Below are 21762 nucleotides of genomic sequence, written 5' to 3' on the forward strand. Positions count from 1 at the left end.
GGGGCTAGGTCTTGGCCGACAGCCCGAGCCGCATGCGCAGCCGGCGCAGCGTACGGGAGAATACCCCGGCATCGTCAGCGGCACGGGCAAGGGTGAGCGCGCCCTGGATGGCGGCGACGGTTTCCTCCGCCAGTTCGACGGCTTCGGTTTTCCCATGCCCAACTCGCGCCAGCGCATCGGCGAGGTGCGCGACCCAACGGCCGAAATAGTCCCTTATCTGGCTGGCGAAGAGGTCGCGGGATGCCTCCAGTGCGAAGGCGCCGATGAGACAGACCCGGCGCCCGGAGCGGAAGTAGCTGTCCGTCGCCGCGAGCATCTGCTCGATCCCGGCCGACGGATCGCCGCCGTCGCGCAGCGGCGCAAAGACATTGTCCCCGAACCAGCCGTCGATATGGGCGATGACGGCCCTCGCCATCTCTTCCTTGCCGCCCGGAAAGAAGTGGTAAAGGCTCCCCTTGCCGAGCCCCGCCGCCTCGCCGATCAGGGCCAGGCTGGCGCCCTCATAGCCGTGCTCGCGGAAAACCTCGGCCACGATCGCCAGCAACTGGTCGTGGTCCGGAGCGATGCGCCGCATGTTTAGTGTTCTTGTTCGAGCATGATCTTTTCCAAAACCGCTACACACTTTTTGGGGTCATGCTCTAAAGCCCGAGTTCCGAAAGGCCGGGATGGTCGTCCGGCCGGCGGCCGAGCGGCCAATGATATTTCCGCTCGCGCTCCGTGATCGGCAGGTCGTTGATGCTTGCCACGCGCCGGCGCATCAGCCCGGCCAAGTCGAATTCCCAGTTCTCGTTGCCGTAGGAGCGGAACCAATGGCCGCTGTCGTCGCGCCATTCATAGGCGAAACGCACCGCGATGCGGTTTTCATTCCAGGTCCACACTTCCTTGATCAGGCGATAATCCAGCTCGCGCGCCCATTTGCGCTTGAGGAAGCCGACGATCTCGTCGCGGCCTGAGATGAATTCGGCCCGATTCCGCCAGATGCTGTCCTCGGTATAGGCGAGCGAAACACGTTCCGGGTCGCGGCTGTTCCAGGCATCCTCGGCGAGGCGCGCCTTTTGCGCCGCTGTCTCGGCCGTGAAGGGCGGCAATGGCGGACGGCTCATGAAATCTCCTGTCGGTTCCGATCGTCGATAACCGACATTGTACCGACAGGTACAATCAGTCAAGGCCACGCCTGGTTCTACTGCTTCGTTGCCAGCCCCTTCAGCCGGTAGAGCGCCTCCAGCGCCTCGCGCGGCGTCATCTCGTCCGGATTGATCGCGCCGAGCGCTTCGCCCAGCGCATCGCTTTTGGCGGGTTTCGGCGCTTCGCGTTTCACCGCCACCGAAAACAGCGGCAGGTCATCGACGAGCCGATTGGTCTTGCCCGAGACTTCGCCCTCTTCGAGCTGGTGCAGCACTTCCTTGGCGCGGGCAACGACGGCTTCCGGTAGGCCGGCGAGCCGCGCCACCTGTACGCCGTAGGAGCGGTCGGCCGCGCCCTTGCCGACCTCGTGCAGGAAGACGACGTCGCCTTCCCATTCCTTCACCCGCATGGTGACGTTGTGAAGCCGGGGGAGCTTGCCCGCCAGCGCCGTCATCTCATGGAAATGCGTGGCAAAAATCGCCCGGCAGCGGTTCTTCTCATGCAGATATTCGACCGCCGCCCAGGCGATCGACAGGCCGTCGAAAGTCGCCGTGCCGCGGCCGATCTCGTCGAGGATGACCAGCGCCCGCTCGCCGGCCTGGTTGAGGATCGCCGCCGTCTCGACCATCTCGACCATGAAGGTCGAGCGGCCGCGCGCCAGGTCGTCCGAGGCGCCGACGCGCGAGAACAGTCGGTCGACGACGCCGATATGGGCGCTTTGCGCCGGCACGAAGGAGCCGGTCTGAGCGAGTATGGCGATCAGCGCATTTTGCCTGAGGAACGTCGATTTGCCGCCCATATTCGGGCCGGTGAGCAGCCAGATCGCGCCGGCCTTGGCGCCGCCTTGGGGCGACAGGTCGCAATCATTGGCGACGAACGGGCCATCGCCGGAACGCCTGAGCGCCTGTTCGACCACCGGGTGGCGCCCGCCGGCAATTTCGAAGGCGAGGCTCGAATCCACCAGCGGCCGGCACCAGCCCTCGCTTTCGGAAAGCAATGCCAGGGCCGATGAAACATCCAGAGCCGCAAGCGCGTCGGCGCCGGCGCGGATCCGTTCGGCCTCGCCCACCACTTCCGCGGTCAGCCGGTCGAAAGCGGCGAGCTCGATGCTCAGCGCCCGGTCGGCGGCGTTGGCGATCTTCGATTCCAGCTCCGCCAGCTCGGTCGTGGTGAAGCGCATGGCGTTGGCCATGGTCTGGCGATGAATGAAGCGCGCCTTGGCGGCATCGTTGCCGGTCATGATCGAATGGTGATTGGCCGTCACCTCGATGTAATAGCCGAGCACATTGTTGTGCCGGATCTTCAGCGAGCGGATGCCGGTCTCTTCGATCAGCGAGCGCTCCAGCCCGGCGATCACCTTTCGCGATTCGTCGCGCAGCGCCCGCATCTCGTCGAGCTCGGCATTGTAGCTCGACCGCACGAAGCCGCCGTCGCGCTTGATCAGCGGCAGCTCGTCGTCGAGCGCTTCGCTGAGGTGGCGGGCAAGCGCCTCGGGCAAGGCCTTGATCGCGGCCAATGCCGCAGCGAGCTCGGCGGGCAGATCGGCCGCCGCGAACAATTCGGCGATCGCGCCGGCCGCCTCGAAGCCGGCGCGCAGCGCGCCTAGGTCGCGCGGTCCGCCGCGGTTGAGCGCCAGCCTGGACAGCGCGCGCGGCATGTCGGCGACACTTTTGAGGCTCGCCCGCAGGCCCTGGCAAAGCCGCATCTCGGAACGGAAGAACGACACCGAATCCAGCCTGGCCGCGATTGCTGTTGGATCGGTCAGCGGCGCCATCAGCCGGTCGGCGAGCAGTCGCGCGCCGCCCCCCGTCACCGTGCGGTCGATCGCCTTGAACAGCGAGCCGTCGCGGTTGCCGGACAGCGTGCGCAGCAGTTCCAGGTTGGCGCGCGTCGCCGGATCGATGAACAGCGTCGAGCCCTGCTCCTCGCGCTCGGGCCGCGACAGCGGCGGACGTTCGGCTTTTTGCGTTTTTTCGACATAGGCGATGGCGCCCGAGATCGCCGACAGCTCGGCGCGCGAGAATGTGCCGAAACTGTCCGGCGTCGCGACCTCGAAGAAGCGCGCGATGCGTCCGGTGGCTGAGGCCGAATCGAACAGCGACGGCGGCTGCGGATTGGCGACGCGGCCCAGCACGTCGAACACGGGCCTGAGCTCCGGATCATGGAAAACCGGCTCGGCGACGATCAGCTCGCGCGGGTCGACGCGGAAGATGTCGGCAAGCAGCCGCTCGACGCTCGTCTCGGCAACGCGGAAAGCGCCTGTCGAAATGTCGATCCAGGCCAGCGCGAAGCCGGCTTGGCTGGTCGCGCCCCCCTTCACGCGGCCAAGCGCCATCAGGAAGCTCGATTCCGAGGGCGCGAGCAGCTTGTCCTCGGTGATGGTGCCTGGCGTGACCAGCCGCACCACGTCGCGGCGCACCACCGATTTGGAGCCGCGTTTCTTGGCTTCGGCCGGGTCCTCGATCTGCTCGCACACGGCAACGCGAAAGCCTTGCGCGATCAGCTTCTGCAGATAGTCGTCCGCCGCATGCACCGGCACGCCGCACATCGGTATGTCATTGCCCTGGTGCTTGCCCCGCTTGGTCAAGACGATGCCGAGCGCCTGACTCGCCTTCTCCGCGTCGTCGAAGAACAGCTCGTAGAAATCGCCCATGCGGTAGAACAGCAGCGAATCCGGGTTCGCCGCCTTGATCTCGATGAATTGCTCCATCATCGGCGTGACGCCGGCCGTGACAAACGGTGCCGGTGCCGCCGTGGCGTTGTGTTCTTCCGGGGTACGCATATCCATCCCGGCACGCTAGCAGATGTGAGCGGGCGGTTTAATGCCGGCGGTTGCAAAAACGGGGGACGAGTGGGCCGTTGCCACCATCGGCAGGACGGACGCGTAGGGCGTGTTGCCTCATGCAGCCGGCCGACATATGGATCGTTCGGGGTCAGGAGAAGATAGCGGGGCGATGAAGAAGGACGGACACGAGACGTTCGAGGAGATGGTCGGCCCGGTCGGCTCGCCGCTCAGGCGGGTGCGGCTTCTTGCCACCAACCGCGCCAACCGCACCAGAACCAAAGTCAAGGCGTGGGTGCGGACACGGTTTCCCTTCATCCTGCCGACGCGCGGGCCGCTCTCCGGCCTCGACGGCGGCATCGACATACCCGTCCATATCTTCAGTCGCGATCCGTTGATCCTCTACATACCTGTCGGCGGCCGGCGCCCGCTTTACGCACTCGCTGCCCTCTGCCGGCGCATGGTGCCAGCGCGCGCGACCTTCCTTCTGATGCCGAACTGGACGCTGGAGAGGCCTACCGTCGTCGAACAGATACGCAAGGATCTCGCGTGGTTCGCCGCGGTCTGCCCCAACCATGACCTGATCTTCCTCTGCAACACAGAAGAAGAGCGCCGTCTGATTGCAGGCGTTGGCGGCACAGCGATCTTCTCCAATCACAATCTGATGATTTCGGAAGACGTCTTCCGGCCGCTGCCGGACGTGCCGGTCGAGTACGATGCCGTCTACAATGGCCGCATCTCGCACACCAAGCGGCACCACCTCGCCTTCGAGATCGAAAGACTGGTCCATGTGACGTCCTCGATTGGCGAATTGCCGCCGGCCGGCGACCGCGCCTTCATCCGCCGGCTGCAGGCGCAATCGCCGCTTCACAGCATCGCCAATCCCCTCCTTGACGGCCTGCCCGGGCGGATGCCGCCTTACGAGGTCAACCGCGTCTACAACCGGGCCGCGGTCGGGCTCTGCCTGTCGGCGGTGGAAGGGGCAATGTATTCCAGCATGGAGTATCTGCTGGCCGGCCTGCCGATCGTCTCGACGCCGAGCATCGGCGGCCGCGATGTCTATTTCGATCCGGACTATTGCCTTATCGCCGAGCCGGAGCCGGCCGCAATCCGCCGCGCGGTCGAGCGACTTCGCGACCGCGCCATCCCGCGCGAGGAGATTCGTGGCCGCACGCTGGAAAGGGTGCGGGCGCAACGGCTGGAACTGATGGCCTATCTCTCGGCGCTTAAGCAGCGCATGGGAAGCAACGATCCGCCTTTCTCCGAATGGCCGTTCGCCGGCACCTCGGGGCTGACGCGGTGGGCCCCGGTACGCGAGCACCTGCGCGAGATTGCCGCGATCTCATCGGGCAAGATTTGACAGCTTGTCTCTGCCAACGGAGGAACAAAATCGCTGGATCGCTTGGCGGTTTACAGCGGCGGCGTGTACCCTTAAGCGGGTAATTCAAAACAATGCGCCTCAAGAGCGCGAAATGGTGGGAGAAGCGTCAGCAACATGGCCAGGAAAACGGAAAGCAGCGGCCCCTCCGTCAGCCCCGAGGAGGCGCTGGAGTTCCACGCCATGGGACGGCCCGGCAAGCTGGAGATCGTCGCCACCAAGCCTATGGCGACGCAACGCGATCTGAGCCTCGCCTATTCGCCGGGCGTCGCCGTTCCCGTGCGCGCCATCGCCGAGGATCCGAGCCGCGCCTTCGACTATACGGCGCGCGGCAACATGGTCGCCGTCATCTCCAACGGCACCGCCATCCTCGGCCTCGGCAATCTCGGCGCGCTGGCCTCGAAGCCGGTGATGGAAGGCAAAGCGGTGCTGTTCAAGCGCTTCGCCGATGTCGATTCGATCGACCTCGAAGTGGCGACCGAGGACGCCGACGAGTTCATCAATTGCGTGCGCTTCCTCGGGCCGTCCTTCGGCGGCATCAATCTCGAGGATATCAAGGCGCCCGAGTGCTTCATCATCGAGCAGCGGCTGCGCGAGCTGATGGACATTCCCGTCTTCCATGACGATCAGCATGGCACGGCAATTATCTCGGCCGCCGGGCTGATCAACGCGCTGGAGATCACCGGCCGCGACATGAAGACCACAAAAATGGTCTGCAACGGCGCGGGCGCCGCCGGCATCGCCTGCATCGAATTGATGAAGGCGATGGGTTTTTCGCCGGAAAACATCATCCTGTGCGACACCAAGGGCGTGGTCTTTCAGGGCCGCACCGAAGGCATGAACCAGTGGAAGTCGGCGCATGCGGTCAAGACCGAGGCGCGCAGCCTGGCCGAAGCGCTGGACGGCGCCGACGTCTTCCTTGGCCTGTCCGCCAAGGGCGCGCTCACCACCGCCATGGTGCAGTCGATGGCCAAGAACCCGATCATCTTCGCCATGGCCAATCCCGATCCGGAGATCACGCCGGAGGAAGTGGCCGACATCCGCACCGACGCCATCATGGCCACCGGCCGCTCCGACTACCCAAACCAGGTCAACAATGTTCTGGGCTTCCCCTATATCTTCCGCGGCGCGCTGGATGTGCGCGCCACCACCATCAACGACGAGATGAAGATCGCGGCCGCCAGGGGGCTTGCCGAGCTGGCGCGCCAGGACGTGCCGGACGACGTCGCCGCCGCCTATCAGGGCAACCGGCCGAAATTCGGCCCCAACTACATCATTCCGGTGCCATTCGATCCGCGCCTGATCTCGGCGATCCCGCTGGCGGTGGCCAAGGCGGCGATGGAATCCGGCGTCGCCCGCAAGCCGATCCTCGATCTCGACCGCTATGCGCAGGAACTGTCCGCGCGCCGTGACCCGATCGCCTCGACCTTGCAGCGCATCTACGACCGTGTGCGCCGCCAGCCCAAGCGCATCGTCTTTGCCGAGGGCGAGGAGGAGCAGGTGATGCGCGCCGCCGTCTCCTATGTGAACCAGAGGCTCGGCACGGCGATCCTGCTCGGCCGCGACGACGTCATCAAGGACAATGCCCGCAATGCCGGCATCGACCTCAACAAGCCGGGCATCGAGATCATCAACGCCAGGCTGTCGCGCCGCAACGGCATCTACACCGACTATCTCTACGAGCGCATGCAGCGGAAGGGTTTCCTGTTCCGCGACTGCCAGCGGCTGATCAACAACGACCGCAACCATTTCGCCGCCTGCATGGTGGCGCTGGGCGACGCCGACGGCATCGTCACGGGTGTGACCCGCAACTATTCCACCGCGCTCGACGACGTGCGCCGCATCATTGACGCCAAGCCGGGCCACCGCGTCATCGGCGTCTCGATCGTGCTGGCGCGCGGCCGCACCGTGTTGGTCGCCGACACCGCCGTGCACGACATGCCGAACGCCGAGCAGATCGCGGACATCGCCGAGGAGGCGGCCGGTTTTGCCCGCCGCATGGGCTACGAGCCAAGGCTCGCCATGCTCGCCTATTCCACCTTCGGCCATCCGCAGGGCGAGCGTTCCGAGCGCGTGCAGGAAGCGGTGCGCATCCTCGACAAGCGCCGCGTCGATTTCGAGTATGACGGTGAGATGGCCGCCGACGTGGCGCTGAACCCGCGCGCCATGGCGCAGTATCCTTTCATTCGCCTGACGGGACCGGCCAATGTGCTGGTGATGCCGGCATTCCACTCGGCCTCGATCTCGACCAAGATGCTGCAGGAGCTCGGCGGCTCGACCGTCATCGGCCCGCTGCTGGTCGGCCTCAACAAGCCGGTGCAGATTGTGTCGCTGAATGCCAAAGACAGCGACATCGTCAATATGGCGGCAATTGCAGCTTATACGGCGGGCAACTGACGAAGGCGTTTGCTGACGAGGCGTTTGCCCACATCGCCAACGTTTGGAATTGGAAAAGGCCCGCGGCGATGCCGCGAGCCTTCCCTGAGATCGCCAGTCCGATCAGAAATTGCGCTGGAAGCGAACGATGCCGCCGACGCTGTTCTTCTTGTCGGCCTTGGTCCAGTCGACGACATTGGTGTCACCGATCCCATCGTCAAACCTGCCGAAATGGTCCCAATCAACTTCGCCTGTGATCGTGAAGCCCGGAACGATGCTGTAGGCGATGTTCGCAGCCACGGCGTAGTTCTTGTCGTCGTCAGCCGAAGCCTGGAGGTTGAACGAAGTCTTGGCGTCGAACTTGTAGGTGCCGCCACCCCAGACAGCCCAGTTGCCGCCCCACGGCTTGTAGAAGCCGCGGCCATGGGTGTTGATGGCGTTACCCGCGTCGCGGAAGTTATCGTCCGTACCGTAGCCGCCCATGATGAACAGCGTCAGTTCCTTGGTGACATTGACATCCAGGCGAACCTTGCCGGCCACTTCTTCGTAGTTGCTGTCATAGGCAACGACGCCGGTGATCGCACCCCAGTCGCCCTTATACTTCAGACCGCCGACGACATGCGGAACGTAGCTGTCGATCGTGCCTGCGATAACGCCCGTACCCGTGCCGGTAGCAAGACCTGTAACGTCCGATCCTTCTTCAAGGGAGATCACGCCCGAGAAGCCGCTGCCAGCATCGAAGTAGTAGCTGACGACATTGGTGTCCTTTATGCCGTACGGGATGGTCGTGTCCTGGATGACGTTGCCGGCATAGCCGATGAACGAGTCATAAGGCGTCTCGTCCTTGCCGACGCGCAGCCCGCCGAGCTGGATCCAAGCGAAGTTCAGCGTTGGCGTGCTCGTCGGGCCACCATTCTTGAAGTTGAAACGCGTCTCGGTATAGGTCTTCAACGTGCCGAGCTCGGTCTCCTGGCCGGTCCAAGTCTTCAGGTTAAAACGGGCGTTCTTGTTCCAGCTGTTCTGCGAGTCGCCGTCCTGAACGTCGGTGGTCTTGCGGCCGTCGAAAGTGCCGACGTCGCCGAAGCCGGCGTCATAGCGGATGTAGCCGCCGACGCGCAGGCAGGTCTCGGTGCCGGGGATGTAGAAGTAGCCGGCGCCGTAGACGTCGCAGATCTTCACGTATTCGGCCGGTTCCGGCTCGGCGACGGTGACCGCGTCGGCGGCGCGGGCGCCCGAAACTGCGATCAAAGCCGCAGCGGAGCCGAGTAGAAGGCTCTTGATGTTCATTTTCTTGAATCTCCAGTCAAAGGTTCAAGACAGGCCTGACGTGCCGTTCGGCTTTGCCACCCCCGTCCCCATCGTTGAAAAAGCGCGCGCAACGGCGCCGCTTCTTCGCCTCGGACATGGCCTAATCGTTGGCCTCACACAACAGGGATTGTGTCGGAAAGGCGGCCTTTTGAACTCTTGTGGAAGTCTTGTTGCGCAAATATCACGTCACATAAATGCAAAGATGGGACATTCTGAACAATAAGTACAATCGGAACGTAGGATAACCTGAAAAATGTGCCAAATGTGCCGATTGTTACAGTTTTATGACGGACGATTTGCCGGATAAATTTCTAAGAAAGGCGAGAAACATAGAAAAAAACGACTCCGCGAAACGGGAGTCAGGATAGAGTGCGTGCTGCGCGGATGACGTCCTCGACCATGTCTTCCCTCAGCATCTCTATGGGGATGCGGCCGTCGAGCTCGGGCGAGGGTCGGGTTAGCCAGAACCAGGCAAGCCTCGGATTGGCGATCGTCGAAAGCACGCCGCTGATCCCCGGCACCGGCCTGCCGTCGACGAACTGGGCCAATGGGAAGACATGTTTGCGGCCGCCCTTGCGCAGCGCAACGACCTCGCCGCGCCTTTGCCAGCGATGCAGCGTCGACCGCGGGATACGGAGCTTGTCCTCGAGATAGGTGGAGCCGGCGACTTCGCCGGCCCAATCCTCGATCAGCATCGACTGGAGATCCGCGGCGCGCTCGGCGATATGCGGTGCAATCGGCCTTCCTGCTTCCGGTTTCGGCGGGGTCTCGAAGCTGCGGTCGGGGAAGGTCGAATCCCTGTTCGCTATCTTTTTCGCAATTTCGCGCAGAAAATCGGAGGCAAGGCCGGTCCAATCGCCCTTGAAGGAATCGATTGCAAGGCGCTGCTCAGATGGCAGGAAGGGAAGGGCAGCGGCCACATGGCCGGCAATCTTGCCGGCTGAAGTCAGCGCCTCGGTGTCAAGCAGGACGCCCTGCTGCATCAAGGCCTGCTGCACCGCCTCGGCGACCAGGCCTGCCAATGCCTCTTGTGAAATCCCGTCGGACGAGTTCTGGAATCTGGTCATGAATCTGTCTTGCGGCCGGCGCTCCTCCCAGGCGCCGGCCGATGATGAAATTCTTATTGCGGAAAGCAAAAACTGCGGCGGCAACGAACGCCGCGGCCCGGCAGGTTGCTGGCATGCATCTTCACACCCCTGGTTTAGCGTGCCGCAATGTCAGTCGCAGTACGCCTCAGTTTGCGTGTAGGAGCGCTCTATGACAGGGGCGCGACAGAGAAGCCGGTTTTGACCCTGTTGGCGGTGACGCAACGGTACATATTGGGCAGCTTTAAAGAAGCCCCACTTGCTCGGCCTCGCGACGCAGATTCTGGCGCGGGCGCGGGCCGATCTGCTGGATCACCAGCCCGGCCGACAGCGAGCCGAGATCGCCGCAGTCCTTGAGGCTGCGGCCGGTCGTGTAACCGTAAAGGAAGCCGGCAGCGTAGAGATCGCCGGCGCCGGTCGTGTCGACCAGCTCCTTGATCTTCGTCGCCTGGATGACGACGGTCTCGTCGCCGCGCACGATGACCGAACCTTTTTCAGAACGGGTGACGGCGGCTATTCTGCAATCCTTGCGGATGGCGGCGAGCGCCTCCTCGAAGGAGGCGGTCTGGTAGAGCGACTTGATCTCGTGGCTGTTGGCAAAGACGATGTCGACGGTGCCCGAACGCATCAGCTCGAGGAACTCGTCGCGGTAGCGGTCGACGCAGAAGGAATCCGACAGCGTCATCGACACTTCTCGGCCCGCCGCATGCGCCAGCTTCGCCGTCTGCCGGATGGCCTCCTTGGCGCGCGGCGGATCCCACAGATAGCCTTCGAAATAAGTCACCTTGGCGCCGGCGGCCTTGTCGGCCTCGACATCCTCGGGGCCAAGCTCGACGCAGGCGCCGAGATAGGTGTTCATCGAACGCTCGCCGTCGGGCGTGACAAAGATCATCGAGCGCGCCGTCGGCGGTTCGCCCTTGAGCGGTGCGGTATCGAAGGCCACGCCCTGGGCGTGGATGTCATGGGTGTAGATCTCGCCCAGCGCGTCGTTCGACACCTTGCCGAAGAAGGCGGCCCGTCCGCCGAGGCTGGCGACGCCGGCCGCGGTGTTGCCGGCGCTGCCGCCGGAAGCCTCGATCGCCGGACCCATGCGGCTATAGAGCAGTTCGGCGCGCTTGGCGTCGATGAGGTTCATCGCGCCCTTGATGATGCCGTTGGTCTCGAGAAAAGCTTCGTCGCACTGCGCGATGATGTCGACAATGGCATTGCCGATGCAAAGCACGTCATATTCCGGCATCAAAATCTCCGCCAAGGGCTGCCCGGCTATCTGGCATGCCGGCCGGGCGCGGGTCTAGCGACTTGGCATTGCTTTGCCTACCCCGAAAATCGCCATTGTTTGCGAAGCGCCGGCTGCGGCAGCGTTCGTGTCGAACTGGCCCATATCGACCGCGGCCTTCACCGCTATGGTTTCGCGGCGATCGAAACATTTCCGCGCCGCCATGGGCTAGAAGCAATTCCAGGAAAAGTGAGTGGCGGTATTCCGTCAGCAATTGCGTAACAACAAAGCGGATCGTTCCCGCAATGGAAGGCGCAGAAATGTCCGAGAAGAGCGAAATGTCCACCGAGCTGGCGCTGCTTGGCGTTTTGGCGGTGCTGTGGGGCGCTTCCTACACCTTCATCAAGATCGGCGTCGAGACGATCCCGCCTGTGACCTTCATCGCCGCCCGGACCTTGATCGCCGGAGGCATTCTCTTCATCATCATCCGCTGGCGCGGCCTTGCCATGCCGGCCGATGCGGCAGTATGGCGCCGGTTCGCCTTCCAGGCCTGTCTCAACAGCGTCGTGCCGTTCACGCTGATCGCCGCCGCCGAGCGCTCGGTCGATGCCGGCCTCGCCACCATCCTCAATTCGACGTCGCCGATCTTCACCTTCCTGCTGACGGCATTGATCACGCGCCATGAGCCCGTAACGGCGCGCAAGCTGCTCGGCGTCGGCGCCGGCATCGTCGGCATCTGTCTCATCATCGGCACGCAGGCGCTTGGCGGGCTTGGCCATCAATTGTGGGCGCAGCTTGCGATCGTCATCGCGACGGTCTCCTATGCCGGCGCTGCGATCTTTGGCCGCGGCTTCAAGGGCCTCGATCCGATGATACCCGCCGCGGGTTCGATGCTTTGCGGCGCCGCCATCCTTGTGCCGCTGAGCCTGGTTGTCGACCGGCCATGGACGCTTGCGCCGTCGGGCGCATCGATCCTGGCCCTGCTCGGCCTGTCGGTCTTCTCGACGGCGCTGGCCTTCGTCATCTATTTCCGCCTCATCCACACGCTGGGCTCGGTCGGCACCACCTCGCAGGCCTATCTGCGCGTGCCGATCGGCGTCGGCATCGGCGCCGTCTTCCTCGGCGAAAGCCTCGGGCCGGCGGCCTGGCTCGGCATGGCCTTCGTCGTCGCCGGCGTCGCGGCGATGACCATTCCGGCCAGGCGGGCCAGGCTTGCGCAATAGTTGCGCCTGGCATCCAGCCTGCTTATCTGCGAAGCGTCTTTTTCGATGAGGGGTTGAAGACGCTGTGATCCTCGACGCCGCCCGCGCCGCCGCCAGCCGGTTGTTCTCTCCCGAATTCCGCTCCGTCTTTCTAAAGACGCTGGGGCTGACGCTGCTCGCTCTGCTGGCGCTCTGGGTCGGTTTGGAGAGCCTGCTCGAATGGCTGGCCTGGCCATGGCTGCAAACGCTGCTTCCGGGCCTGCCGTCCTGGGCCGGGTGGCTGGGGGCCGTCATCGCCGGCATCGTTCTGGCTGTAGGCTTGGCCTTGCTCATCGCGCCGGTGACCGCGATCGTCGCCGGCCTGTTCCTCGACGATGTCGCCGAAGTGGTCGAACGTACCGACTACCCCAACGATCCGCCCGGCCGCGCCGTGCCGGCGCTGCATTCGCTTGCGCTGGCCGTCAAATTCTTCGGCGTGGTCGTCCTCGGCAACATCGTCGCGCTGCTGCTGTTGCTGGTGCCGGGCATCAACATTGCCGCGTTCTTCATCGTCAACGGCTATCTGCTGGGCCGCGAATTCTTCGAGTTCGCCGCCATGCGGTTTCGTCCCGAGCCCGAGGCCAAGGCGTTGCGCCGCAAACATGCCGGCACGGTGTTCCTGGCCGGGCTGGTCATCGCCGTGTTCCTTGCCGTGCCGCTGCTCAACCTTCTGACGCCGCTTTTCGCCGCCGCCATGATGGTGCACCTGCACAAGGCGGTTTCGGCGCGGGAACTGCTTTAATTGGTGCCGCCGCGGAACAGCGCCTGCAGCTTGCCGAACGGCATCGCCGCCCGGGCGAAGCCGAAGGTGCCGTCCTGCTGGATTTCGCGCGCCGCCGTCTCCAGCATGCCATAGGCGAAATTGGTCAGCCACGGTCCGAGCGAGATGCGCTTGGCTCCGGCCGTGGCAAGGTCGGCGATGGTGAAGCCGGGTCGGGCCATCACATTGACCGGCCGGCTCACCGACGAGCAGATCGTGCGCACCATTTCGACGTCGCCGATGCCCGGCGCATAGAGCACGTCCGCGCCGGCTTTCTCGAAAGCCTGAAGCCGCTTGATGGTGTCGTCGAGGTCTGTCTTGCCCCACAGGAAATTCTCGGCCCGCGCGGTGAAGACGAAATCATGCTTGAGCGCCCGGGCCGCCTCGACAGCGGCAGCGACGCGCTCCGTCGCCAGCGAGAAATCGTAGATCGGATTGCCAGGGTCGCCGGTGTGGTCCTCGATCGAGCAGCCGGCGAGACCGGCGGCTTCGGCCGCGAAGATGGTTTCGGCCGCCTGTTCTGGGCTGTCCCCCTTGCCGCGCTCCAGATCGGCCGAAACCGGCAAGTCCGTCGCGGCCGTCACTTCTCGGCAATGATGGATCATGGCGTCGAAGGTCACGGCGCCGTCCGGCAGGCCGCGCGAGAAGGCGAAGCCGGCGCTGGTCGTCGCCAGCGCCTTGAAGCCGAACGAAGAAAGAAGCTTTGTCGTGCCTATGTCCCAGGGATTGGGCATGACGAAGGTGGAGGCGTGCAGATCGCGAAAAATCTTGCCCTTGTCGTCCATGGCAGGTCCTCAATCATGAGTTGGGTCGTGCGGCGAATTTATAGCGGCCGCTTGAACCGGGCAAACGAATGCTTGCGGCTCAGAAACGTTTGGCGTTTTCTGCTGACAATTTCTCGAAAGCGTCGGAATTGCTTGCGTAACGCGATCTGGCTTTATTCCAGCGATAGGTGACGGAAATGTCATGCGAGACCGCCTTGGGCGCCGGCTCCTCGCAACTCTCGCCGCTCGGCTTGGTGGCATCGGTCACCGTCACTTTGATCGCGGCGTAGGGTTTGTCGCCGCCGAGCGTCCAGAAGGACAGGTCCTGCGTGCGCTTGTAGGCGCAGACATTCTCGTCGAACGTGTTGATCTGGTCGATAGGCTCGAAGCGGTCGTCGCGGACGAGGATCAGGATCGTGCCGACATAGCCCTGGTTCGAATTGAAATGTGTGCTCATGGTGATGAGCGCGTCGTCGCCCGCACTGATCGGGAGTTTTCCTGGACCGCGAAAATAGGTGCTCCGGTCGGTTCCGACATTGACGGCGTCGAGCAGCCTCGGCTTGCCGGTGAGATCGTAGAGCGCCAGCGCGGCAAACCCTTCGGCGCTGTCCTGCGCCTGGCCGAGGTCGAGAAGCATCGCCAGCCGGTCCTTGCCGCCGGCCTTGATGGCCAGCACCGCCGCATTCGGCAGGTTGACGGCCTCGGGCGGCGATCCGCCATCGTAGCCGCCGAGGATGTCGCGCATCTCGATCGGCGCGCCGCCTGTGTAGAAGCCGTCGTCGCCGGGCTTGAGATCAGGCACGATCATTTTGGCGAGGTCGAAATAGGTGACGTCCTGGTGCCCGGGAACGGCGCTGTTCAGTTCCGGAAAGCTGACGGCCTGCGCCATCGCGGCCGCGCACACGCATGGCAGCAGCAGGCATGCAAATATGAAACGGCATAAGGTGGAAATCACCGGCCGCGCCCCCTCGGATGCGCTCACGCTAGCACGGCGCGTTGCGATGCGCAGCCGGGTGCGATCAGCGGATCGGCACGAGCCCGGCAAGGTCGCGCATATCGTCGAACAATATGCCGCCGGCCGCCGCCAGGCCATCGCGATCGGAGAGCGGATCGGCGTAATAGGAGAACACCCGCATGCCGGCGGCAATGCCGGCCTGGGTACCGGCGACGCTGTCCTCGATGACGATGCAGTCGGCCGGCGCGAAGCCCATCGTCCTTGCCGCATGCAGAAAGAGATCCGGGAACGGCTTGCCTCGGCTGACCATGGTGGACGAGAACATCGCATGCTCGAACAGCGGCAACAGCCCGGTCTGGCCCAGCGTGATGTGCATCTTCGCGACGCGCGCCGAGGAGGCGACGCAATAGGCGATGCCCGCGGCCCGCACCTTATCGATGAAGTCGCGCACATAAGGGATCGCTTCGACCCCGTTCGAAAAAAGGTCCGGCAGGCCGGCATTCCAGCGCTCGACGAAGTCGGCGCCGAGCCGCACCTCGGTCGTCTCTTCGATCTCCTTCTGCACCGAGGCCATGCTGCGGCCGGAGAAGTTCTTGCGGCAATATTCGAACGTGGTCGTAAACCCGGCGACGGTCAGCCATTCGGCGAGGCGCCTGTTGGCAAGGTTCTCAGTGTCGACCAGGACACCGTCGCAGTCGAAGATAACGAGCTTGGGGATTGCCATTCAAGCGGTGCCGGTCGACCCGAAGCCGCCTGCGCCGCGCGCCGTGCCGCCGGCCAATGCTCTTTCCTCGACCGCAACCTGGGTCACGGCCGCGAAAACGATCTGGGCAATGCGCATGCCGCGCGTCACCGAGAAATCCTCGTCGCCGAGATTGACCAGCAGCACCTTCACCTCGCCGCGATAGTCGCTGTCGACGGTGCCGGGCGTATTGAGGACGGTGAGCCCATGCTTGAAGGCAAGGCCCGAGCGCGGCCGCACCTGGCCTTCCATGCCTTCCGGGATTTCCAGGACGAGCCCGGTCGGCACCAGCGCGCGTTTTCCTGGCAGGATGAGCAGCGGCCGGTCCTCCGGCACCGCGGCGCGCAAATCCATGCCGGCGGCGCCTGAGCTCTCATAGGCAGGTAGAGGCAGGCCATCGCCATGCGGAAGCCTGACGAAACCGACGGTGGGGCCGATGACGGAGGAAGAATGGACAGCCGTGCGCATGAAATCGATCCTATCGGCGCGTGCGGCGATTCGGTCAACTCGCCCGCCATACTATCAACGGCTTTCTTTCTGGCGTGACTATGGCCTCGCGGTCTACTTTGGCGATTGGCGAAAACACTCGTCACTTCGTCATCCACGGGCGGAGCAAGGAGCGAAGCGACGCGGCGCAGACCCGAGGATCCATTCCGTGACCTCAAAGCGTCGCAACGGTGCAGAATTCTGCTCCGCCGCAGTCTCTGATCGAGGTAACGGAATGGATCCTCGGGTCTCCGCGTCCGCTTCGCTCCCGCTCCGCCCGTGGATGACGAAGTCGCGGAGGCCTCGGCCTACCTAGCGCAGTTCCACCGGTACCACCGTGGTCTCCTTGATCTCCTCCATGACGAAGGAGGCCGAGACATCCGATAGCGCCACCTTGGCGATCAGCCGCTGGTAGAGGCGGTCATAGGCTTTGACGTCGGCGACGCGGGCCCTCAGCACATAGTCGAGGTCGCCCGACATGCGGTAGACGCCGGTTATCTCGGCAAAGCCGGTCACCGCCGCGCGGAATTTCTGCAGCCAGTCCGGATCATGGTTGGAGGTGCGGACCAGGATGAAGACGGAAAGGCCCAGCCCGAGCTTGTCGGCATCGACCAGCGCGACGCGGCCGGTGATGACGCCATCTTCCTCCAGCCGCTTGACACGCCGCCAACAGGCATTGCGCGAAAGCGCCACCCGCTCCGACAGCTGGTCGACCGACAGCGTGCCGTCGCGTTGCAGCTCAGCCAGCAATCTTCGATCAATCTCATCGATTTCCGTCGCCATGTTGGGATGAATGTCCCACAAAACATCGAAAAGCAAGGACCATTTGGGACCAATGAACCAAAGCCGTATGGCACGATACTCATTATCGGGACTCATCCCGGCAGGAGGGATCACCATGACGACACGGTTTACGGCACTGTTCACGGCTCACCCGGAGAAGGTCGGCGAGACCTATTTCGGCCATATGGCTTTCGCCGCCTGGTTCTGCTCGCGCCTGTCGATGGCGGCGGGCGCCGCGCTCGTTCACGCTTTCTTGCCATTTCTGTTCGAGACTACGGCCAGCCGAATCGTTCGCGAGCTCTATGAGCGCACGCACAACAGAGGCTCGCACGCGGTGAAGGAGCCAAAGGCTCTCCTGGACCGCGCCTGATAGATGGTGGAATGCGATGTGCCGGTGGGCGGCCTATCTTGGTGAAGCGGTCTTCCTCGAAGACATCATCACCGCGCCCTGCCATTCGCTGATCGCCCAGAGTCACTGCGCCCAGGAAGCCAAGTCGCCGACCAATGGCGACGGCTTTGGTCTGGCCTGGTATGGCGACCGGCCCGAGCCTGGACTCTACCGCGACATCCTGCCGGCATGGTCCGATCCCAATCTGAAGAGCCTCTGCCGGCAGATCAAGTCGGGCCTATTCCTCGCCCACGTGCGCGCTTCGACCGGCGGCGCCACCAGCCGCATGAACTGCCACCCCTTCGTCTCCGGCCGCTGGTCGTTCATGCATAACGGCCAGATCGGCGGCTTCGAAAGGATCCGTCGCGCGCTGGAGAACACGCTCTCCGACGCGGTCTTCGATCAGCGCGAGGGCACCACCGATTCCGAGCTCTTCTTCCTCTTGATGATCGACCAGGGACTGGCGACCGACCCGCAGGGCGCGGTGTCGCGGGCAACCGGTCGCGTCATCGAAGCCTCCCGCCGGGCCGGCATCGAGCCCTCTTTGAAACTGACGGCGGCCTTTTCGGATGGCGAGGCGCTGTACGCCGTCCGCTATGCCACCGACGGCCATGCGCCGACGCTTTATACCGGCGCCTTCGCGAAGCGCGAGGGCCATTGCATCGTCTCCGAGCCCTTCGACCGCAACGGCGGCGAGTGGCAGGCGATCCCGCCATCGCGCTTCGTCACCATGACGAGGGGCGGCACCGGCATCCGTCCGTTCGCGCCGGCGGCGGCCCCGCTGGCGCTGGTCGGCTGAAGCAAGATCCAGGCTGCCGGATTCAGGCAGAGATCAGCAAAACGTAAGCGCGGCGTAAGGACACCCAGGCTTCCTCCTGTCATCCGTGGCGCTCGACGGATCGCGAATCCATTCGCGCGCCCAGAACGCATCGACAGAGGATCAAACAATGTGCAGGTGGGCAGCCTATCTCGGCGATGCGATCTTCCTCGAGGACGTCATCGCCGCACCCTCCCATTCCCTGATCGTTCAGAGCCATGGCGCGAAGGAGGCGAAATCGCCGACCAATGCCGACGGCTTCGGCGTAGCCTGGTACGGTGACCGGCCGGAACCCGGCCTTTACCGCGACGTCCTGCCGGCCTGGTCCGATACCAATCTCAGGAGCCTTGGACGCCAGATAAAATCCGGCGTGTTCCTGGCCCATGTGCGCGCCTCGACAGGCGGCGCCACCAGCCGCGCGAACTGCCATCCCTTCGTTTCGGGCCGCTGGTCGTTCATGCATAACGGCCAGATCGGCGGCTTCGAGAAGATCCGTCGCGCGCTCGAGAATTCCCTCTCCGATACGTTGTTCGACCAGATCGAAGGCAGCACGGATTCCGAACTGTTCTTTCAGCTTATGATGGGCGAAGGGCTTTCGGACGATCCCTACGGTGCGGTGTCGCGCGCCACCAGTCGCGTCCTTGAGGCTGCGCGCGGTGCCGGCATCGAACCGTCGCTGAAGCTGACGGCTGCGTTCAGCGACGGTCGGGCGCTTCACGCCGTTCGCTACGCCACCGACGAGCATGCTCCGACGCTTTATACCGGCGCCTTCGCCAAGGGAGTAGGTCGCTGCATCGTTTCCGAGCCGTTCGATCGCGACGGCCGGACCTGGCACGAGATTCCACAGTCGAGTTTCGTCACCATGACCCGCGACAGCACCAGCATCAAGCCTTTCGCGCCGGCGGCCATCCAGTTGGCTCTGGCAGGGTGAGGCAAATCGGCACTTGGCGCAATTTCGATCAAGCGCTCGCGAGCTTCGGATGCTGAATTCGGCTTGAAGCCGCGCCCTCATCCGCCATGTTCAAGGCAAAGCGCGGCAAGCAGCCGGAGTGTGCACATGGATATCGGGTTTTCCTCGACTGCCGAGCTCGCGGCAGCCATTGCCCAGCGAAAAATTTCTGCGATCGAGGCGCTCGATGCGCAGCTTGCCCAGATCGACCGGCACAACGGGGCGGTCAACGCTGTCGTCATCTTCGATCGCGAACAGGCGCGGGCACGTGCCCTGCTGGCCGATGCGGCAACGGCGCGCGGCGACACGCTCGGTCCGCTGCATGGGGTGCCGTTCACGCTGAAGGATGCGCACGAGACGGCGGGCATCAGGACCACCGTCGGCTTTCCACCCTTCGCCGACTACGCGGCCAATCAGGACAGCCCTGTGGTTGAAAGGCTTAAAGCAGCCGGGGCCATACTGGTCGGCAAGTCCAATGTCCCCACTATGCTGGGCGACTGGCAGTCCGACAATCCGCTGTTCGGGCGCACTCGCAATCCGTGGGATCCGTCGCGCACGGCGGGCGGCTCAAGCGGTGGCGCGGCCGCGGCAGTCGCGACAGGCATGACGCCGTTCGAAGTCGGCACTGACATGCAGGATTCCATACGCTTGCCCGCTGCTTTCTGCGGCGTCTATGGCCTGAAGCCGACTGAACATCGCGTGTCGCTGGCCGGCGCCTTTCCCGATCCCGGCGGCATGCCGCGCAGCGTGCGGCTGATGTCATGTGTTGGCCCGCTTGCTCGCAACACCGAGGATCTGGCGCTGATCTATCGGATCATTGCCGGACCGGACCGCGCGGACACCGACCTGGCGCCCGTGCCGGTTGAGCCGATGCCGAAACTCGAACTCAAGTCGTTGCGCATCGCCGTGGCCGAATCTTTCCCGGGCTTCCCGGTTGCCACCGAAATCCGTGTCGCCGTCGAAAGCCTGGCCGCGAAGCTGGCCTCGGCGGGCGCGGTTGTGGAGAACGCGAAATTGCCGAAGCTCGACCTGCACGACGATTTGTCCGAAGGCGGTGCATTGATCGGCATGATGTTGGAAGCCGCGCAGCCGGAACCGCCGGAGCAGCCGACGCCGGTGTCGCGCTGGTTCGCCGCGCTTGCCCGCCGCGACCGGTCGATCTTTGCCTGGGAGCGGTTCTTTGACAGCTGCGATGCCTTGCTCTGCCCGGTCGCCATGACCACGGCCTTCCCGCACTGCAAGCCGGGCAGCCCTCTCAAGGTCAACGGCAAAGAGGAGAGCTACTGGATGCTGCCGGCCTATGGCGCGGTGTTCAACTATTCCAGCCATCCGGCGCTCGCGTTCCCTTGTGGGCAGGACCGCGACGCCTTGCCGATCGGCCTTCAATTGGTCGGCAGGAAATGGTCGGAAGCGCGGCTGCTCGGCATTGCAGCCGCGATTGCGTCGCTCACCGGCGGGTTTCACCGGCCTCCTGGCTACTGAGCGAAACGCGACAGCGCGTAGGGTTCAAGCAACGCATCGCGCTCGTCGTCGAGGATTTCGCCGGCCGCAAACAGGCCTATCGCCGGCGCCAGGGTGATGCCGGAATGGGTGACGGCGACGTAGAGGCCGCCGACGCCTTCCGCGCGGCTGACGATCGGGAAACCGTCGACCGGCGTCGGACGGTAGCCGATCGTGTGGAAGTCGAATTCCAGCCCGCTGGCGTCGCGCAGCATCGCTTTCGTCGCGGCGAACAGCGCCTGCGCGGCGGCCTCCGGATTCTCGCCTGGATCGCCGCCGCCGAAATCCGAGCCGGCGATGATACGGCCGTCGGCGGTTTGGCGCATATGCAGTCTGTCGGCCAGCACCAGCCCGTTGAGCAGCTTTGGGTGCGGTCGCGAATGCACGATTAGACCGGGCGGAGTCTCGATCGGCAGCTTGATGCCTGCCGTCGCGGCGATCGCCGGAGCGCCGGCGCCCGCTGCGATCACCACCTCGTCGGCGGCGATGATCTCGCCCGAAGCGACGACGCCCGTGATCTTGCCGTTGACCAGCGCCAGCCTGTCGACGGTTCCCGTGACGACCCGCGCGCCGCGCCGTTCGGCGTCGGCCAGCAGCGCCTTCGTGGCCGCCACAGGCTCGGCCACGCCTTCCTGCGCGACATAAAGCGCAAACTCGGGAAGCTCCGCCAAATTGGGCTCGATGCGCGCCGCCTGTTCGCGCCCGACCCGTTCGATGCCATAGCCCCAGGACGAATGCTCGGCCGCATAGGCCTCGAGCCTGTCCGCGGGCAGGTCGAAGCACAGGCCGCCGCACCACGCGACCGGCAGGCCGGGCAGGTCGTTCGCCAGCCGTTTCCATTCGGCCATGGCGCGGATGCGCAGCCGGAAATAGGTTTCCGGATTGCCCCAGCTTGCATTGATCCAGGCAAAGGAATTCGGCGTGGCGACACCGCCGGCGCCGCTTTCCGAAACCACCGTCACCCGCGCGCCGGCTTTCATAAGATGCCAAGCGATCGAGGCGCCGATGATGCCAGCGCCGATGACGATGACTTGCTTTGCGCTGCTCATGCCGGACCTTTGAGAGAGATTTCCCTCTCATGCCACCGCGCCGAGCAGACCTCAAGTG

At 64.3% G+C, this 21762-nt stretch carries 20 protein-coding genes; 8 read left to right on the top strand and 12 right to left on the bottom strand.

All coding sequences use genetic code 11. The features are described 5' to 3' along the window. Window positions 1–4: 4 nt before the first annotated feature. The 3 genes from LB552_RS05530 to mutS all read right to left on the bottom strand — a co-directional run bounded on the left by LB552_RS05530 (window position 5) and on the right by mutS (window position 3913). Window positions 5–574 (bottom strand): TetR/AcrR family transcriptional regulator, encoded by a 570-nt coding sequence (locus LB552_RS05530; protein ID WP_224602572.1) that lies wholly within the window; start codon window positions 572–574, stop codon window positions 5–7. A gap of 64 nt (window positions 575–638) precedes the next feature. Further along, on the bottom strand, window positions 639–1103 hold the full coding sequence (locus LB552_RS05535) for a DUF1348 family protein (protein ID WP_224602574.1): 465 nt from the start codon (window positions 1101–1103) through the stop codon (window positions 639–641). 77 nt (window positions 1104–1180) lie between these two features. Then, the gene (gene mutS, locus LB552_RS05540) at window positions 1181–3913 is read right to left on the bottom strand and encodes a DNA mismatch repair protein MutS (protein WP_224602576.1); all 2733 of its coding nucleotides are present in this window, start codon (window positions 3911–3913) and stop codon (window positions 1181–1183) included. Window positions 3914–4079: 166 nt separating this feature from the next. Here mutS and LB552_RS05545 point away from each other — a divergent pair, with 166 nt between their 5' ends. Beyond that, a complete protein-coding gene (locus tag LB552_RS05545; protein WP_224602578.1) occupies window positions 4080–5267 on the top strand; it encodes a glycosyltransferase in 1188 nt (395 codons plus the stop codon). 135 nt (window positions 5268–5402) lie between these two features. Then, the gene (locus LB552_RS05550; RefSeq protein WP_224602580.1) at window positions 5403–7682 is read left to right on the top strand and encodes an NADP-dependent malic enzyme; all 2280 of its coding nucleotides are present in this window, start codon (window positions 5403–5405) and stop codon (window positions 7680–7682) included. 102 nt (window positions 7683–7784) lie between these two features. Here the strand turns inward: LB552_RS05550 and LB552_RS05555 are convergent, their stop codons facing one another. The 3 genes from LB552_RS05555 to LB552_RS05565 all read right to left on the bottom strand — a co-directional run bounded on the left by LB552_RS05555 (window position 7785) and on the right by LB552_RS05565 (window position 11291). Continuing rightward, window positions 7785–8948, bottom strand: a complete 1164-nt coding sequence (locus LB552_RS05555; protein ID WP_140846668.1) for a porin — start codon at window positions 8946–8948, stop codon at window positions 7785–7787. Between the two features lie 380 nt (window positions 8949–9328). Beyond that, window positions 9329–10036, bottom strand: coding sequence for an antitoxin Xre/MbcA/ParS toxin-binding domain-containing protein (locus tag LB552_RS05560; protein ID WP_224602582.1), 708 nt, complete (start codon window positions 10034–10036; stop codon window positions 9329–9331). Window positions 10037–10298: 262 nt separating this feature from the next. Beyond that, window positions 10299–11291, bottom strand: coding sequence for an adenosine kinase (locus tag LB552_RS05565; protein ID WP_224602598.1), 993 nt, complete (start codon window positions 11289–11291; stop codon window positions 10299–10301). Between the two features lie 299 nt (window positions 11292–11590). On the opposite strand from LB552_RS05565, the gene LB552_RS05570 reads away from it, so the two are divergent. Beyond that, the gene (locus tag LB552_RS05570) at window positions 11591–12493 is read left to right on the top strand and encodes a DMT family transporter (RefSeq protein WP_224602600.1); all 903 of its coding nucleotides are present in this window, start codon (window positions 11591–11593) and stop codon (window positions 12491–12493) included. A gap of 64 nt (window positions 12494–12557) precedes the next feature. Next, entirely contained in the window at window positions 12558–13253 is a 696-nt protein-coding gene (locus LB552_RS05575; RefSeq protein ID WP_224602602.1) for a sulfate transporter family protein, read from the top strand. Here LB552_RS05575 and LB552_RS05580 read toward each other — a convergent pair. From LB552_RS05580 to LB552_RS05600, 5 genes are all read right to left on the bottom strand, one after another. Next, window positions 13250–14056, bottom strand: a complete 807-nt coding sequence (locus LB552_RS05580) for an isocitrate lyase/phosphoenolpyruvate mutase family protein (RefSeq protein ID WP_224602604.1) — start codon at window positions 14054–14056, stop codon at window positions 13250–13252. The two genes, LB552_RS05575 and LB552_RS05580, sit on opposite strands and share 4 nt — an antisense overlap. Window positions 14057–14135: 79 nt before the next feature. Then, window positions 14136–14924 carry a hypothetical protein gene (locus LB552_RS05585; protein ID WP_224602606.1) on the bottom strand — a complete coding sequence of 263 codons (789 nt, stop codon included), beginning with the start codon at window positions 14922–14924 and terminating at the stop codon, window positions 14136–14138. Window positions 14925–15054: 130 nt separating this feature from the next. Next, complete coding sequence (locus tag LB552_RS05590) at window positions 15055–15714, bottom strand: HAD family hydrolase (RefSeq protein ID WP_224602608.1); 660 nt, start codon at window positions 15712–15714, stop codon at window positions 15055–15057. Then, on the bottom strand, window positions 15715–16200 hold the full coding sequence (gene dut / locus LB552_RS05595) for a dUTP diphosphatase (protein WP_224602611.1): 486 nt from the start codon (window positions 16198–16200) through the stop codon (window positions 15715–15717). Window positions 16201–16530: 330 nt separating this feature from the next. Next, window positions 16531–17001, bottom strand: a complete 471-nt coding sequence (locus tag LB552_RS05600) for an Lrp/AsnC family transcriptional regulator (RefSeq protein ID WP_095766090.1) — start codon at window positions 16999–17001, stop codon at window positions 16531–16533. Between the two features lie 115 nt (window positions 17002–17116). On the opposite strand from LB552_RS05600, the gene LB552_RS05605 reads away from it, so the two are divergent. The 4 genes from LB552_RS05605 (at window position 17117) to LB552_RS05620 (ending at window position 20637) form a co-directional block, all read left to right on the top strand. Continuing rightward, complete coding sequence (locus LB552_RS05605; RefSeq protein WP_040994452.1) at window positions 17117–17371, top strand: DUF6356 family protein; 255 nt, start codon at window positions 17117–17119, stop codon at window positions 17369–17371. 16 nt (window positions 17372–17387) lie between these two features. Then, entirely contained in the window at window positions 17388–18188 is an 801-nt protein-coding gene (locus tag LB552_RS05610; protein WP_224602613.1) for a class II glutamine amidotransferase, read from the top strand. Window positions 18189–18336: 148 nt separating this feature from the next. Beyond that, complete coding sequence (locus LB552_RS05615) at window positions 18337–19137, top strand: class II glutamine amidotransferase (protein WP_224602615.1); 801 nt, start codon at window positions 18337–18339, stop codon at window positions 19135–19137. A 126-nt stretch (window positions 19138–19263) separates the two neighbouring features. Further along, complete coding sequence (locus tag LB552_RS05620; protein WP_224602618.1) at window positions 19264–20637, top strand: amidase; 1374 nt, start codon at window positions 19264–19266, stop codon at window positions 20635–20637. Here the strand turns inward: LB552_RS05620 and LB552_RS05625 are convergent. After that, on the bottom strand, window positions 20631–21704 hold the full coding sequence (locus tag LB552_RS05625; protein ID WP_224602620.1) for an NAD(P)/FAD-dependent oxidoreductase: 1074 nt from the start codon (window positions 21702–21704) through the stop codon (window positions 20631–20633). The two genes, LB552_RS05620 and LB552_RS05625, sit on opposite strands and share 7 nt — an antisense overlap. Between the last annotated feature and the right edge of the window lie 58 nt (window positions 21705–21762).

The organism is Mesorhizobium sp. CA7 (genome assembly GCF_020165015.1).
Classification (GTDB): Bacteria; Pseudomonadota; Alphaproteobacteria; order Rhizobiales; family Rhizobiaceae; genus Mesorhizobium.

Coding starts and splice junctions, on each gene's coding strand:
- LB552_RS05530 (WP_224602572.1), bottom strand. CDS start 574: ATGCGGCGCATCGCTCCGGACCACGACCAGTTGCTGGCGATCGTGGCC.
- LB552_RS05535 (WP_224602574.1), bottom strand. CDS start 1,103: ATGAGCCGTCCGCCATTGCCGCCCTTCACGGCCGAGACAGCGGCGCAA.
- mutS (WP_224602576.1), bottom strand. CDS start 3,913: ATGGATATGCGTACCCCGGAAGAACACAACGCCACGGCGGCACCGGCA.
- LB552_RS05545 (WP_224602578.1), top strand. CDS start 4,080: ATGAAGAAGGACGGACACGAGACGTTCGAGGAGATGGTCGGCCCGGTC.
- LB552_RS05550 (WP_224602580.1), top strand. CDS start 5,403: ATGGCCAGGAAAACGGAAAGCAGCGGCCCCTCCGTCAGCCCCGAGGAG.
- LB552_RS05555 (WP_140846668.1), bottom strand. CDS start 8,948: ATGAACATCAAGAGCCTTCTACTCGGCTCCGCTGCGGCTTTGATCGCA.
- LB552_RS05560 (WP_224602582.1), bottom strand. CDS start 10,036: ATGACCAGATTCCAGAACTCGTCCGACGGGATTTCACAAGAGGCATTG.
- LB552_RS05565 (WP_224602598.1), bottom strand. CDS start 11,291: ATGCCGGAATATGACGTGCTTTGCATCGGCAATGCCATTGTCGACATC.
- LB552_RS05570 (WP_224602600.1), top strand. CDS start 11,591: ATGTCCGAGAAGAGCGAAATGTCCACCGAGCTGGCGCTGCTTGGCGTT.
- LB552_RS05580 (WP_224602604.1), bottom strand. CDS start 14,056: ATGGACGACAAGGGCAAGATTTTTCGCGATCTGCACGCCTCCACCTTC.
- LB552_RS05585 (WP_224602606.1), bottom strand. CDS start 14,924: ATGGCGCAGGCCGTCAGCTTTCCGGAACTGAACAGCGCCGTTCCCGGG.
- LB552_RS05590 (WP_224602608.1), bottom strand. CDS start 15,714: ATGGCAATCCCCAAGCTCGTTATCTTCGACTGCGACGGTGTCCTGGTC.
- dut (WP_224602611.1), bottom strand. CDS start 16,200: ATGCGCACGGCTGTCCATTCTTCCTCCGTCATCGGCCCCACCGTCGGT.
- LB552_RS05600 (WP_095766090.1), bottom strand. CDS start 17,001: ATGGCGACGGAAATCGATGAGATTGATCGAAGATTGCTGGCTGAGCTG.
- LB552_RS05605 (WP_040994452.1), top strand. CDS start 17,117: ATGACGACACGGTTTACGGCACTGTTCACGGCTCACCCGGAGAAGGTC.
- LB552_RS05610 (WP_224602613.1), top strand. CDS start 17,388: ATGTGCCGGTGGGCGGCCTATCTTGGTGAAGCGGTCTTCCTCGAAGAC.
- LB552_RS05615 (WP_224602615.1), top strand. CDS start 18,337: ATGTGCAGGTGGGCAGCCTATCTCGGCGATGCGATCTTCCTCGAGGAC.
- LB552_RS05620 (WP_224602618.1), top strand. CDS start 19,264: ATGGATATCGGGTTTTCCTCGACTGCCGAGCTCGCGGCAGCCATTGCC.
- LB552_RS05625 (WP_224602620.1), bottom strand. CDS start 21,704: ATGAGCAGCGCAAAGCAAGTCATCGTCATCGGCGCTGGCATCATCGGC.